This is a genomic window from Lentzea indica (assembly GCF_012184385.1).
Lineage (GTDB): Bacteria > Actinomycetota > Actinomycetes > Mycobacteriales > Pseudonocardiaceae > Lentzea > Lentzea indica.
This window is the reverse complement of record NZ_VSRL01000239.1, coordinates 1-13,612: the sequence shown is the minus strand read 5'-3', so window position 1 is coordinate 13,612 and position 13,612 is coordinate 1. Positions and strand designations below refer to the sequence as shown.

General features: G+C 68.8%; 11 protein-coding genes and 1 pseudogene. 7 read left to right on the top strand and 5 right to left on the bottom strand.

What is annotated here, in order from left to right; translation table 11 throughout:
- The 3 genes from FXN61_RS39180 to FXN61_RS39170 all read right to left on the bottom strand — a co-directional run.
- Positions 1–299, bottom strand: a 299-nt coding sequence (locus FXN61_RS39180; RefSeq protein ID WP_223165802.1) for an acetylxylan esterase, incomplete at its 3' end; no start/stop codon positions are given.
- An 11-nt stretch (positions 300–310) separates the two neighbouring features.
- Positions 311–1,318, bottom strand: a complete 1,008-nt coding sequence (locus FXN61_RS39175) for an SGNH/GDSL hydrolase family protein (protein ID WP_167978956.1) — start codon at positions 1,316–1,318, stop codon at positions 311–313.
- 11 nt (positions 1,319–1,329) lie between these two features.
- On the bottom strand, positions 1,330–3,564 hold the full coding sequence (locus FXN61_RS39170; protein WP_223165801.1) for a rhamnogalacturonan lyase: 2,235 nt from the start codon (positions 3,562–3,564) through the stop codon (positions 1,330–1,332).
- A 499-nt stretch (positions 3,565–4,063) separates the two neighbouring features.
- Here FXN61_RS39170 and FXN61_RS39165 point away from each other — a divergent pair, with 499 nt between their 5' ends.
- The 4 genes and pseudogenes from FXN61_RS39165 (at position 4,064) to FXN61_RS39155 (ending at position 9,245) form a co-directional block, all read left to right on the top strand.
- Positions 4,064–5,071, top strand: a complete 1,008-nt coding sequence (locus tag FXN61_RS39165) for a LacI family DNA-binding transcriptional regulator (protein WP_167978954.1) — start codon at positions 4,064–4,066, stop codon at positions 5,069–5,071.
- 48 nt (positions 5,072–5,119) lie between these two features.
- Positions 5,120–6,195, top strand: a pseudogene (locus FXN61_RS56690) (beta-galactosidase); the annotation flags it as partial.
- Positions 6,184–7,077, top strand: a complete 894-nt coding sequence (locus FXN61_RS39160; RefSeq protein WP_376770797.1) for a beta-galactosidase — start codon at positions 6,184–6,186, stop codon at positions 7,075–7,077. The pseudogene FXN61_RS56690 and the gene FXN61_RS39160, both read left to right, overlap by 12 nt.
- Positions 7,074–9,245 (top strand): glycosyl hydrolase family 95 catalytic domain-containing protein, encoded by a 2,172-nt coding sequence (locus FXN61_RS39155; protein ID WP_167978953.1) that lies wholly within the window; start codon positions 7,074–7,076, stop codon positions 9,243–9,245. Before FXN61_RS39160 ends, FXN61_RS39155 begins: the two co-directional genes overlap by 4 nt.
- Positions 9,246–9,303: 58 nt before the next feature.
- Here the strand turns inward: FXN61_RS39155 and FXN61_RS53430 are convergent, their stop codons facing one another.
- Complete coding sequence (locus FXN61_RS53430; RefSeq protein ID WP_312878347.1) at positions 9,304–10,455, bottom strand: jacalin-like lectin; 1,152 nt, start codon at positions 10,453–10,455, stop codon at positions 9,304–9,306.
- Positions 10,452–10,601 carry a hypothetical protein gene (locus tag FXN61_RS53425; protein WP_246292613.1) on the bottom strand — a complete coding sequence of 50 codons (150 nt, stop codon included), beginning with the start codon at positions 10,599–10,601 and terminating at the stop codon, positions 10,452–10,454. Before FXN61_RS53425 ends, FXN61_RS53430 begins: the two co-directional genes overlap by 4 nt.
- A 240-nt stretch (positions 10,602–10,841) precedes the next feature.
- Between FXN61_RS53425 and FXN61_RS39145 the strand changes: the two genes are divergently transcribed.
- From FXN61_RS39145 to FXN61_RS39135, 3 genes are all read left to right on the top strand, one after another.
- The gene (locus tag FXN61_RS39145) at positions 10,842–11,372 is read left to right on the top strand and encodes a YbaB/EbfC family nucleoid-associated protein (protein ID WP_312878346.1); all 531 of its coding nucleotides are present in this window, start codon (positions 10,842–10,844) and stop codon (positions 11,370–11,372) included.
- 13 nt (positions 11,373–11,385) lie between these two features.
- Positions 11,386–13,185 carry a hypothetical protein gene (locus FXN61_RS39140; protein WP_167978952.1) on the top strand — a complete coding sequence of 600 codons (1,800 nt, stop codon included), beginning with the start codon at positions 11,386–11,388 and terminating at the stop codon, positions 13,183–13,185.
- Between the two features lie 159 nt (positions 13,186–13,344).
- Positions 13,345–13,524 (top strand): hypothetical protein, encoded by a 180-nt coding sequence (locus FXN61_RS39135; RefSeq protein ID WP_167978951.1) that lies wholly within the window; start codon positions 13,345–13,347, stop codon positions 13,522–13,524.
- Positions 13,525–13,612: the final 88 nt, after the last annotated feature.

Here is a 13,612-nt window from a genome sequence, read left to right as displayed (position 1 = left end):
GCGGGCAGGCCACGGCCGCCGCCGTAGCCGATGTACGTCACGACCACCGGCAGCGGGCCGTCGCCGGGCGGGCGCAGGTACCAGCCGCGGACGCGGTGGCCGTGCGCACCGGAGAACTCCACGTCGTACACCGACAACGGCCGGTAGAGCTTGGGCTCGTGCGGCGTCAGAACGGCGGGCGCCGCGTCGGCCGTGGTCTTGGCGAGCTGGGTGGCCCACCACTCGTCGAGGCCGGCGGGCTCCGGCGTGGTGACGCGGTGCCGGAGCAGGTCTTCCTCTGACATGTCGACGACGGGCACGCGGCCTCCTCCTAGATCCTCGCTGCGACGATCGGTGCCAGGCGGTCGGCGATCTTGCGGTGGCCCTGGTCGTTGGGGTGCACGTTGTCCGTCGTGTCGGTGGCCTCGTTGATCCAGCCCTCGGTGCTGACGAAGTGCACGTTGCGGTCACCCCCGTCGGTGAGCGTCTTCACCGCCGCCTGCGTCTCCGGAATGTACCGCTTGCGGAACGTGCCCAGCGCGAAGATCGCCGCGGTCGGGTACTTCTCGCGTGCGCGCCGCAGCAGCGTGACGTAGGACGACTGGAACTGCTCCTTGGTCACGCTGTGCCCGACGTCGTTGGTGCCGAGGTTGATCACGACGGCGTTCGCCTTGTAGCGGCCGAAGTTCCACGCGGGCGTGTTCAGCGCGAGGCCTGTACGCAGGAAGCCCTCCCGCATGCTCAGGCACCCGTCAGCAGCCGTGTGCAGGCACGCGCCGCCGACCGCGATCTGCGTGTGGCCCACCTTGAGCTTCTCGCCCGTGAGCCAGCCGTACGCGGTGAGCGCCTGCTTCGACGACTGCTGGCCCACGGTGATGGAGTCACCGACGAACTCGATGATCTTCGACGGCACGGTGGGCGCGAACGTCCGTGCACCGGTGTCGAGCTCGATGCCCTGGTGCACCGCGTCACCCTTGTACGAGCCCGCGATCGGGCGGTAGGAGACGCGGAGGGTGTGATTGCCCGCGGCCAGTGGCGTCGGGGTGAGGTTCACCGTGCCGCTTCGGTTCACATAGGACACATCGGGCCCGCCGTCGATGCTGACGAAGAAGTCGATCGTCCGGCGCTGCTTGAGCTTCACCGTCCTGCCGGTGAAACCGACGACGAGGTACGCGCCGGCCCACTCGGAGACGTAGGCGCTCGACGAGCTCGTGTTCCACCGGCCGATGTACTTGACGTTCGGATCGGCAGGCGAGCTCGTGGTGGCTGCGGACGCCGCCGGGACCACGGCAACGGTGCTCACCAGCACCGCCGCCGTGACGAGAAGCTTCTTGATCATGCTCCAGCCTTTCAGCGCGAGGGCAGGGGAACGCGCGACCAGTCGACGTCCGATGCGAGGTAGAAGCTCGGGTACGACGGCTGGTTGTAGGTGGTCTGCTGGCGGGCGACCTCTACGCGGTACTGACGGTCGTGCATGAGCGTGTACATCTTGTGGTTCGTCGGTTCGGTGCTGATGTAGAAGCGCAACGCCGTGCTGTCCTGCGTGCGCACCATCAGTTCCTCGCGCCAGTCGCCGAAGACGTCGGCCACGAGCGACGGATTTCCCTTGGTGCCGTTGTTGGCGCGTGTTCCGGCGGCGGTGAGGAGCGTGCCGCGCCGCCAGTCGTCGATGGTCGGCGTGACGTCTTGGGCGCCGTTCACGATCTGCGTGGTCAGGTCGCCGGCCCAGCGGATGCTCATGTTCGTTCCGGGAGAACGGGTTTCGAGCCGGCGTCCGTCCGCGCTCCAGAGGCCGGCGGAGTCCGAACCGTTCGGCATGGACGCCCACGTCTCGATTCCGGGCACGTCCGGCCGGACGTCACCGATCATGCCGCGGCCGGTGTCCATTCCCGAGTACGCGCCGTAGATCGTCTGACCGGTCCGGGCGTCGCGCATCGCGTAGCCGTACGGGGCGTAGCGCGCACCCTCGTGAACCATGTAGATCTCGAGCCCGGGGCGGTTCGGGTCGATGTCGGTGACGTGCAGGGCGTCACCGTGACCGACCCGAACCGCGGCTCCCGGTTCGACACTCCCCGGTGGCAGCACGCCGGTGGAGCTGTATTTCAGCGAACCGTCGTCGTCGAGCGTCGCGCCACCGTAGATGATCTCTTGCCTGCCGTCGCCGTCCACGTCGGCGACGCTCAGCGAGTGCGAGCCCTGCGTGGTGAGCTTCGCGTGGCTGGGGCTGGTGCCGTCGCGCCCGTGCGGGGTGTCGCGGAACGGGTTCGTCATGGGCACCCAGCCGCTGTCGACGAGCCAGCGCTTCTTGAGGCGCCTGCCGTCCCAGTCGTAGGTCGCGACGGTGGAGCGGGTGTAGTAACCGCGGGCGAAGATCGCGGACGGGCGTTTGCCGTCCAGGTAGGCGACTCCGGACAGGAACCTGTCGACGCGGTTGCCCGGTTCGATGCGGGGCATGGCGTAGTCGCCCCACAGGAGTCCGTCGTCGGTGCGGCCGGGTTCGTAGCGGACCGTCTGCAGCTCGCGTCCCGTGGCACCGTCGAACACGGTCAGGTATTCAGGGCCGTCGACGATGAAGCCGGCGAACTGACGCAGCTTGTTGTTGGCGCTGCGCGAAGGCGCGTAGACGTCGATGAAGTGGTCGACCAGCGCGGCAGCGTCCTCTGAGGACAGCGGGTACGCGTACCGCGGCTCGATTCCGAACGCCTGCTCCAGCGTCGATGGCCATCGGCCGGCAACTACCTCGGGATGCTGGTGCCAGCCGCGGAACACGCTGATGAGGTGGTTGCGATACCCCTCGGGGCTGAGCCGGTAGTCGTCGGTGTTCCGGTACCCGGCGCGCACGTCCTCCCGCGGCATCGTGATGTACCGCTCGCGGCCGTCACGAGTGCCCGGCGCGGTCTTCGTCATCAGCTCCGCACGCCCGTCGCCGTCGAAGTCGTAGACGAGGAACTGGGTGTAGTGCGCGCCCGCCCGGATGTTCACGCCGAGGTCGATCCGGTGCAGCAGCGTGCCGTCGAAACGGTACGTGTCGAGGTACACCGGTCCGGTGTAGCCGACCTGCGAGACGTCCTTGGAGTTGCTGGGATCCCACTTCACGACGTACTCGTACTGGCCGTCGCCGTCCATGTCGCCGACGCTGACATCGTTGGCCGAGTAGGTGTAGCGCTCACCGGCGGGCGTCACGCCGTCCGCGGGCTTGTGCAGCGGGAGGTCGTGATGAGACGCCGTCCACGCCGTCACGGCTTTGCTTCGCCCGAGCGTCACACCGCGTCGTACGGGGGCAACCTGATAGCGCGCACCGGGTGTCGCGCCGGTGTCGGCGTAAGTGGTGCTGTCGGTGACGGTCGCGATGCGTTTTCCGTTGCGGTAGACGGCGAAATCGGGCCCGGAGAGGCCTGTGGCGGTGGTACCGGTGGCCTCATGGCCGAGCAGGCGCCAGCTCAGGTGCACTCCGCCGCCGGTGGTGGCCGCGACGAGCCCGCGGTCGAGGCGCTCAGCGGGCGAGGCGTGCGCGGAAGCGGGCAGCTGTCCGGCGAGGACGGCTGTGATGACCAGTGGGAGCAGAACGCATCGTCGCAGATCCACGGCGGCAACGATGAACCGTTCCAGCACCTGACGCAAGAGCCCGAAAGCGTTGTGGCGCAATGTGGAAAGCGTTTTCCAGTCGAACTGTCGAATCGAGCGCGCCGTTCGACGGAAAAAGTGTCGAACAAGTCGAACGGGCCCGCTGCTGCTTGACGGCCCGCTGTGGGCCGTGCCACGTTCACGAGGTCCGGTCGAATCGTTTCGATACAGCCTCGGTGAGCAAGAAGGGCGCGCCTTGAGCATCGAGAACCACAATGGGGAACAACCTGTCCGGAATCGTGGCCTCCGGAGGGAAAGCGACGCACCGCACCGCCCAGGCGAGCGTTGTGCACGTTCACGGCTCGACCGGTTGCCGCGCTCAACATCCCGTGATCATGGCTTGCAGGCCTGGGGTCCTGCTGTCAATCGTGAATGTGAACGTTCCCACCATCGGTGGTGAACGATGGCCGTACCCCGGCCGTAATGTTGTCGAAACGCTTCAACACACGGAGGTGCCGACGTGGTCACCATCGCGGATGTGGCGAGGCATGCCGGCGTCGCGCCGAGCACCGTCTCCTACGTGCTGACGGGCAAGCGGTCGATCTCGCCGCAGACCCGCACCAAGGTCAGGGAGAGCATCCGGCTGCTGGGCTACCACCCGCACGCCGGGGCCAGGGCGCTCGCGACGAGCAGGGCGAACGTGGTGGCGCTGGTGCTGCCGCTGCGCCCCGGCGTGCACCTGCCCGTGCTGATGCGGTTCGTGACGGCGGCGGTCACCGCGGCCCGCAGGCACGACATGGACGTGCTGCTGGTGACGGCGGACCAGGGCGCGCAAGGCCTGCGCAGGGTGGCGGGCAGCGCGCAGGTCGACGGTTTCCTGGTGATGGACGTCGAGTTGGACGACGACCGTGTGCCACTGCTCCGGCAGGTGGCACAGCCGTCCGTCCTCATCGGACGCCCGGCGGCCGTCAAGGGACTCACCTGCGTGGACCTCGACTTCGAGGCAGCCGGTGCGCGATGCGTCGATCACCTGGCCGACCTCGGTCACCGCTACATCGGGTTCCTCGGCGCCCCGAGCGTCGTGTACCAGCGCAACACCGGCTACGCGCAGCGCACGATGGCGGGCTTCGGCGCGGCGGCGATGCGGCGGGGCATCGCGTCGACGGCACTGCCCGCCGAGGACGACTACGAGTCGGTGCTGACGTCCGTGCGCTCGTTGCTGCGGACGCAACCGGCGATGACCGCGCTCGTCGTGCACAACGAGGCGGCGCTCGGCTGGGTCGCGGGAAGCCTCCGCGCGCTGGGGCGCAAGGTTCCCGACGACGTCGCCGTCGTGGCGATCTGCCCGGACGAGCTCGCGGAACAGATGCAGCTGACCTCGGTGCAGTTGCCGGCGGAGGAACTGGGAAGGCAGGCGATGGAGTTGCTCGTCGCCAGGTTGAACGGGCATCCGACGGCACCGCTGACCCTGTTGCCCCCGAAGCTGTCCGGCCGCGCGAGCACCGCTCCGCGCCTGCGCAGGGCCTGACCGCGTTGACCAAGGGCGCCGTTCTCGGCGCCATCAAGGAATTGAGACATGCCGAACCTGTCCGACGTCACGCGCGGCCGTCTTGTCTACGGAGGTGACTACAACCCTGAGCAGTGGCCGGAGGCCGTGTGGTTCGAGGACGCCGCGCTCATGCGGGAGGCCGGGGTGAACCTGGTGACCGTCGGCGTGTTCTCCTGGGGCAGGCTCGAGCCGTCGCCGGGCGGGTACGACTTCGGCTGGCTCGACCGCGTGCTGGACCTGTTGCACGAGAACGAGATCGGCGTCAGCCTCGCGACCCCGACGGCGTCGCCGCCGCCGTGGATGAGCCTGCGTCACCCGGACACGCTGATGGTGACGGCGGACGGCGTGCGCATGTCGCACGGTTCGCGCAACCACTACTGCCCCTCGTCCCCGGTCTACCGCCAGTACGCGCGAAACATCGTCACGGCACTGGCCCGCCGCTACGGCCGGCATCCGGCGCTGAGGTTGTGGCACGTCAACAACGAGTACTGCGAGGTCTGCTATTGCGACGGCACCGCGCAGCACTTCCGGCACTGGCTGCGCGAGAAGTACGAGACGCTCGACGCGCTGAACGAGGCCTGGGCGACCGCGTTCTGGAGTCAGCACTACGGCGAGTGGGCGGAGATCCTGCCGCCGCGCGCGCGCCGTACCTGCGCAACCCCACCCAGGTGCTGGACTTCAAGAGGTTCTGCTCGGAGTCGTTGCTCCAGTGCCTGCGGGCCGAACGCGAGATCCTGCGCACCTTCACGCCGTTCGTTCCGATCACGTCGAACTTCATGGGGCTGTTCGCACCGCTCGACTACTGGCAGGCGGCCGCGGAACAGGACTTCGTGTCCCACGACTGGTATCCGGACCTGACCGACCCGACCGCGCACGTGCAGACCGCCATGAGCTACGACCTCATGCGTGGACTGGCCGGGCGCAAGCCGTGGTTCCTGATGGAACAGTCCGCGACCGGATCGCACGGCGTGCGTCGTCCGCCAGGTCATCTGCGCACGCAGTCGCTGCAGGCGATCGCGCGCGGCTCGGACGCGGTGTGCTTCTTCCAGTGGCGGGCCTCCCGCGCGGGCGCGGAGAAGTTCCACTCCGGCATGGTGCCGCACCGCGGCCCGCACAGCCGGGTCTTCCGCGAGGTCGCCGCACTCGGCCGGGATCTCGCCGAGCTGCCGGACGTCGTGGGCGCACCGGTTCCCGCCGAGGTCGCGATCCTGATGGACTGGGACAACTGGTGGGCGGTGAGCGGCGCGCACCTGCCGGCCGAGCTCGACCTGCTCGCGCGGTTGCGCGACTTCTACGAACCGTTGTGGCAACTGGGGGTCGTCGCCGACTTCGTGCGGCCTTCCGACGACCTGTCGAAGTACCGGATCGTGCTCGCGCCGAACCTCTACCTGCTCACGGCCTCGGATGCCGACCGAATAACGTCCTATGTGGATGAAGGAGGAACGTTCTTGATGGGCTTCTTCTCCGGGGTGGTGGACGAACACGACCACGTGCGGGTGGGCGGCTATCCGGCGTTGCTGACCGATCTGATGGGTTTGCGGATCGACGAGTTCCTGCCCCAGCGCGACCCGCTGATATGCACGTCGGAGCTGTTGGGCGACTTCACCGCTGATTTCTGGGCCGACGAGCTGCGGGCCACCACGGCGGAGGCCGTCGCCACCGTCTCCGAGGGCGAGCTCGCGGGCACACCGGTGATGCTGCGCAACAGGTTCGGCGAGGGCACGGCCTGGTACGTGGCGACCAAGCCGGAGCCTGCCGCGATGCGCGCCTTGCTCGCGCACGTGGCTGTGCAGGCGGGCGTGACGGCGTCACCGCAGCCAGAGGGCGTGGAGGTGGTGCGGCGCGGCGACCTGCTGTTCATGATCAACCACCGGCCCGAGCCCACCGAGGTCGTGGTGGACGGCATGCACACCGACCTGCTCAGCGGCGAGAAGGTCAGCGGTGTGACCGACCTGCCCCGCTACGGCGTTCGGGTCCTGCGGTGACCCGGTTGTGGTTCACGGCGCCGGCCGGGCAGTGGGAGGAGGCGTTGCCGCTGGGCACGGGGCGGCTCGGCGCGATGTGCTTCGGCGGTGTCGACACCGAGCTCGTGCAGCTCAACGACGACCGGCTGTGGACGGGGGCGCCGATGCCCGCGCCGTCCGGTGATCCTGATCTGATCGCGCAGGCCCGCTCGCACGTGCTGGCCGGTGATCCCGTCGCGGCGGAGGAGGTTCTCCGTCGCACGCAGGGACCGGACACGGCGAAGTACCAGCCGCTCGCCAACCTCATGCTCGTCGGTGGTCCCGCGCGAGCGGAGTCGTATCGGCGTGAGCTGGATCTGCGCACGGGCGTCTACTCGGTCTCCTACCGGACCGGCGAGGCCGTGGTGCAGCGGGAGGCCGTGTGTCACGGCGGCCTGCACGTCCTGGCGCTGCGGATCACCGGTGCTCAGGTCGGCCTGCTGCTGCGCGGTTCGCTGCCCGGCGAGCACTTCACCTCGTCCGATGGCGTCGTGGGAGTGCGCGGCCGGGTGCCGTCCGGAATGGCGTGGGCGGCCGTCGCCGCGGTGGACGGCGAGACGGTCTACGTCGCCACCGAGGTGGGCTACCGCGGACCCGGCACCGAACCGGAGGACGACCCCGCCGAGTGCTCCCGGCTGGCGCTCGCGCGGGTCGAGTGGGCGCGCAGGCTGGGCTGGGCGACGTTCCGCGACCAGGCCGTCCGGTCCCACCAGGCGCTGTTCGAGAGGGTGAGCCTCCAGCTGGGCCCGTCGCCGGACCTGCCGACCGACCAGCGAATCGCGGAGCCCTGCAACGATCCCGCGTTGGCGGCGCTGCTGTTCCAGTACGGCCGCTACCTGCTGATCACGAGCTCTCGTCCGGGCACGCTGCCCGCGAACCTGCAGGGTGTCTGGAACCCGCACACCGATCCGCCGTGGCGCGGCAACTACACCCTCAACATCAACCTGCAGATGAACTACTGGCCTGCCGAGGTCACCGCGTTGCCCGAATGCCACGAGCCGCTGCTGGAGTTCGTCTCGCGGCTCTCCGAGTTCGGTGCGGTGACGGCGAAAGCGCTCTACGGCGCACCGGGCTGGGTGGCGCACCACAACAGCGACGCGTGGTGCCTCACCACACCCGTCGGGGAAGGCACCGACGATCCGGCGTGGGCGAACTGGCCGATGGCCGGCGCATGGCTCTGCCAGCACCTCTGGGAGCACTACGCCTTCACCGGCGACGTCGGCTGGCTGCGCGACCACGCGTGGCCGGTGCTGCGCGGCGCGGCGGAGTTCTGCCTGCACTGGCTCATCTCGCGCGACGGTGTCCTCACCACGGCGCCGTCGACGTCACCGGAGAACCACTACCTGGTGGACGGAACGCCGGTCGCGGTCGGTGTCGGATCCACAATGGACATCGCGCTGACGGCGGACCTGTTCGCCAATCTCCTGTCGGCCGCGGAGATTCTGGACGTACGCGACGACGTGGTGGACAGAGTCCGGGAGATCGAGCTTCCCGCACCGCCGATCGGGTCGCACGGCGGGCTGCTGGAATGGGCGGACGAGGTTCCCGATGCCGAACCTGATCACCGCCATGTGTCCCACCTGTTCGGCCTCTACCCCGGTCGCCAGATCGATCGCGAGCTCACCCCGGAGCTCTCCGAGGCAGCCGTTCGTGCGCTCGTCGCCAGGGGAGACGCGGGCACGGGCTGGTCGCTGGCCTGGAAGGTGGCGCTGTGGGCGAGGCTCGGTGACGGCGACCGCGCGCACACGTTGCTGTCGATGTTGCTGACAGAGGCCACCTCGGGCAGCCCGCACGGGGGAGGGGTCTACCGCAACCTCCTGTGCGCGCATCCGCCGTTCCAGATCGACGGCAACTTCGGCGCCACCGCGGCGATCGCGGAAATGCTGCTGCAGAGCCACACCGGTGAGCTGCGGCTGCTTCCCGCGCTGCCGTCGGCGTGGCCGACAGGTGTGGTGCGAGGGCTGCGGGCGCGTGGCGGCGTGGTGGTCGACCTGTGGTGGGACGAAGGGAAGTTGCAGGCGGTCGCGTTGCGCGGTCTCGGCGCTTCGAAGACGGTGGTTGTGACGTACGCGGGCCGCACGGCCGAAGTGACGGTGCGGCCCGACGAGCAGTTGATGCTCGACGCGCCCTGGTTCGCAAGGCGCCGATGAGGTAGGTCTGTTCCCGTGGCCATGGCAGTCGTCGTGGCCACGGGAACCACTCACGAGGCTAGGCCGGTACGAAGATCGCGCCGAGGCGGTCGACCTCGTTGCCCGCCCGGCCGGTGAACCCGGCGATCCGCCATCCCGCGGGCGCGGTGGCGGTGAGCGTCTCCCCGGTCGGCTGGCCTGCCGAGAGCGTGCGCCCCCGGTTGGTGGTGAAGGCGGCCGAGAACACCCGCGTGTGACCGTCGTACTTGCCCTGGCTCAGTTTCGCGGACACGAGATGCTCACCGGGTTCGAGCGTGAGGGTCGTGGCCGTGCCACCGTTGCCGCCGTGGCTGAACGTCGTGCCGTTCGCGAGCGTGACCGCGACCTGGTCCACCCGGTTGCCGCCGCGCAACGTCAGCGAACGCACGGCGCCCAAGTCGACCGCCGCGAGATCGGTGAACGGGGTGCCGTGCGGGCCGCCGGACTCGGCGCTGAGCCGGATGCCCTCGTCCGCCGTCCAGTCGAACCTGGCGGCGATCGGGTAGTGGTCGGACAGCGGTTTGCCTTGTGCGTCCAGGAATGCCGTGTTGTCGTTGCGGTAGTCCCGTGCCGTCAGCCTGATCTGCCGGTTGCCCCGGTAGAGGATCTTGTCGACCACCTCGCAGGAGTCGGTGATCGCCGCCGGATCGCACACCAGCGCCGGGCTGCCCGCCGCCGGCGCCTGGCCGCCGCGTTCGAGCTGCACCCACGCGTCGGTGAGACCGTTGGTGCTGACCAGTTCGCGGATGTTGTCGGGCTCACGGGTGTAGCGGGTGTTGGTGTCGCCCATGACGATGACCGCGTTGCCGGCGGAGTTCGCTGCGATGAAACGGGACAGCTGGGTGATGTTCGACCGGCGCGCGGCAAGGTCAGCGTTCTCCGTGCCCGCGTTGGGATGCAGGTTGTAGAGGTCGACGTGCACCCCTTCGGCCAGCCTGATTCGGTTGTATGTGAATCCCTTGGGCGTCAGGCAGTCCGTGCCGTTGCAGGACGACCACTTCGTGCGTTCGAGGTCGCTGTAGGGCAGGTGGGACAGCGTGTTCAGGCCGCTGCCGAACGGCACTCCGCCGCTCGTGGGCGTGCGGTGGGCGTGGTTGTCGCCCGCGTAGAGGGCCGCGTGGTAGTTGAAGTCCTCCTGGACGTTGATGACGTCGTAGGGCGCCAGACGCGGGCTGATCAACGGGGTGTTCACGGCAGGGTTGCGGACGACAGGCCTTCAGGCAGGCCTGCCACGTTGTAGGTCAGCACCTCGAAGGTGCCGCCGGCGGCCGCGGTGGCCGTGGGCGGCACGAGCGTCGCCAGCAGGACCGGGATGACCAGCAGGGTGGATCGTCGCATGCTGCTCCTTGCAGGGTCGGAGCGTTCGCAACAGGGGAACGCGGCATGATGATCCACGATTTGTGAACGCTCACATAGCGGCCGTTCGACCGTCTCCGTCGAATTCGACGCCGAAATTCGAATTCGACGGAGGCTGGTCACTCTTCGTTCACCGTCAGTTGCGCGACCACTCGTCCGGGCCGCGTTGGCGTGACGTTGGGCCGCCGTTGGCGAGATCAAGTGGACTCCACAGTGCACTCGGTGTCGCACTTGGAGGCTGCCTTGGATCCGTACGCGTGGGTCAACGACTTCGAAGCCCGAGCGGCCGAGTTGCAGCGCAAGAGCGCCGAGGCGCAGGAGAACCTCGCGGCCGCCTCAGGAACCGCGTCCAGCAAGGACGGTGCGGTCACGGTCACCGTCGGACCCAACGGCGGCCTCACGAACCTCCAGCTGGGGCACCGGGCGGTCGAGCTCGGCGCGCCCCGGCTGACGGCGCTGATCCTGGAGACGGCGCGGCAGGCCCAGAAGAACGTGTCGGCGCAGGTGGTCGAGGCCTTCCGGCCGATCGGCGAGGGCACCCAGATGATGAAAATGATCACGGACGTCATCGAGGCGAACGAGGACGAGGAACCGGACGAGACGCACGCCCTCGAGCGGATCGAGGAGGACGACGAACCGGTCGCCGAGGCGAAGCCGGCGCCTGCCTCCGTCTCCGCACCCGCTCAGCCGCGTCCGGCGCGGAGCCGCCGTCCCGCGGATGACGAGGACGACGACGAGAACCAGCCGTGGTGAAGGGATATCAGCGATGACCGACAACCCGCTGCTGGTCAACATGGACGAGAAGGACCAGTACAAGGGCACGCTCTTCATCGAGGCCTACGACAGCCTGATCGACTCGATCACCGGCGAGGCCCAGAGCGAGCTCGACATCGCGTTCAACGCGATCGGCGCGGTGGCCTCGACGGTCTCCCTCGTCATGGACCCGTTCGGCTCGGTGCTGGGCGCCGGCTTCGGCTGGGTCATGGAGCACGTCGGCATCCTGAAGGACCTGCTCGACGAGGTGATGGGCGACCCCGAGGACATCCAGGCCAACGTCGAAGCGACCAAGGCGAAGGCCGCCGAGCTGCGCGTGCTGGCGGAGGACCACCGCAGAGAGCTGGCGACGTTCGACGGCTGGACCGGTGCCGCGTCGGAGAAGTACCAGTTGAGCATGGACGCGATGGGCAAGGAGCTCGACGGCCTGGCCAGCGCGGTCGAGGGCAAGGCCAAGATCGTGGCGATGATGGGCACCCTCGTCTCGGTCCTGCGCGACATCGTCCGTGACGCGATCGCCCAGCTGCTCGGCTCCGCGACGGCGAACGGACTCATCGGGGCGGCCGGCGCGATCTTCACGTTCGGCGGGTCGCTCGTCTACGCCGGCATCCAGATCGCGCGTGAAGCCGCGGAGCTGGCGCTCACCCTCGGCTCGAAGGTCAGGCGCGTGATCGCCACGCTGGCCAAGCTGATGAGCAAGGTCGTCGACCTCGACGGCGTCATGGGGAAGCTCAGCAAGAGCTGGGAGCGTTTCGACAACGCCGCCGATGTCGCCGAGATCAGCTACGCGACCGGTCAGGCCTACACCGGCGTCGACGACGCGATCGACAAAGCCGTTCGCGACGACGCCGCGAAGGACGAGCTCGACGCCGCCTACGACAAGAGCGAGGAGGCGTCCGCCAAGTACCAGGCCGCGAAGGACGCCGAGTCGAAGCAGGCCGACGACGTCTCGAAGGCCAACGCGGACCTTTCAGCAGCGAGCGACCACACCAAGGCCGCGGCCGGCGACGTGAACCGCACAGCGGGAGAACTGAACCGCACGAACGAGGAGACGAACCGCGCCGCCGAAGCGGTCAATCAGGCGGCCAAGTCCGGCGACCAGCGCACTTTCGACGCCGCCAGGAACAGGTACGACGCGGCCAAGGCGAAGTCGGACGCCGCCAAGACGCAGTACGACGCCGCCACGAAGAACTACGACACCGCCAAGACGAAGGCCTCGGACGCGGCGGCGACCGTGGCGCGTGAGTCGCGGGAGATGAGCGACAAGGCCAAGGCGAGCTACGACGCGCTCCAGGCCGGCAAGCCCGCGGACACCGGCGCGAAGGCGGCCTACGAGGAGTACCTGAAGAAGACAGGTGGCACCGCAGACCCCGCGCTGACCGCCAAACATGACGCCGCCAAGGCGGCCAACGAGGCCTACGAGAAGGCGAACGTCGACTTCATGGCCAAGAACGCGGCGGCGGCTGAAGCGAACTTCAAGGCGTTCGCGTCCGGCACGGACGCGGACATCAAGGCGGCCGAACAGGCCTCGAACGAGGCGCAGGCGGCGGGCAAGACGTTGGAGGCCAAGGCTGCCGAGGCGAAGTCCGCGGGAGACGAGGCCCAGAACGCGACCGGCGGCGGTGCGCCTGCGTCGGAGAAACCTGCCGACCCCCTGGAACACGCCCGCCAGGTGAACGCGAGCACGAGCTACACGGAGGCGCTCAAAGGCGGCACGTTGTTCGGCACCTTCGGCGAGTCCGACGACAACGCCACCACCCCGGACACGTCCGGTCCCACCGTGAATCGCTAGTCGTCTCCTGGAGAACCGGTAATGGCCAAGGGGAACGTCAACCCCAACCCGTCCGCTTCCACGAATCCGGCGCCGTCCCAGCCTGCCCCGCCCCCGCCGCCACCCACGGGAAGCGCAGGCCCGACGGGCAACTCCGGTGTCTCCATGAACGACTCGTCGATGAACCGTCTCCAAGGCAGCGCAGGAGACCTGCAGTCGCGCCTGTCCTCGATCTCGAGCGGCCTGCGCGGCCTCAACCTGGGCGCGAACTCCCTCGGCCCCATCGGCCTCTTCGCCGTGCCCTCCCTGAACGCCGCGAACGACAGGCCGTCGCCCAGGCCGACCCGTAGGTCGGGCTGAAGTCGGCTCGCACCGGGGCGACCCTGTGCGCGCCAACGGCTCCGTTGCTGCTGGAACCGCCGGTGTCGGCTGAACCCGTTGTGTCGGT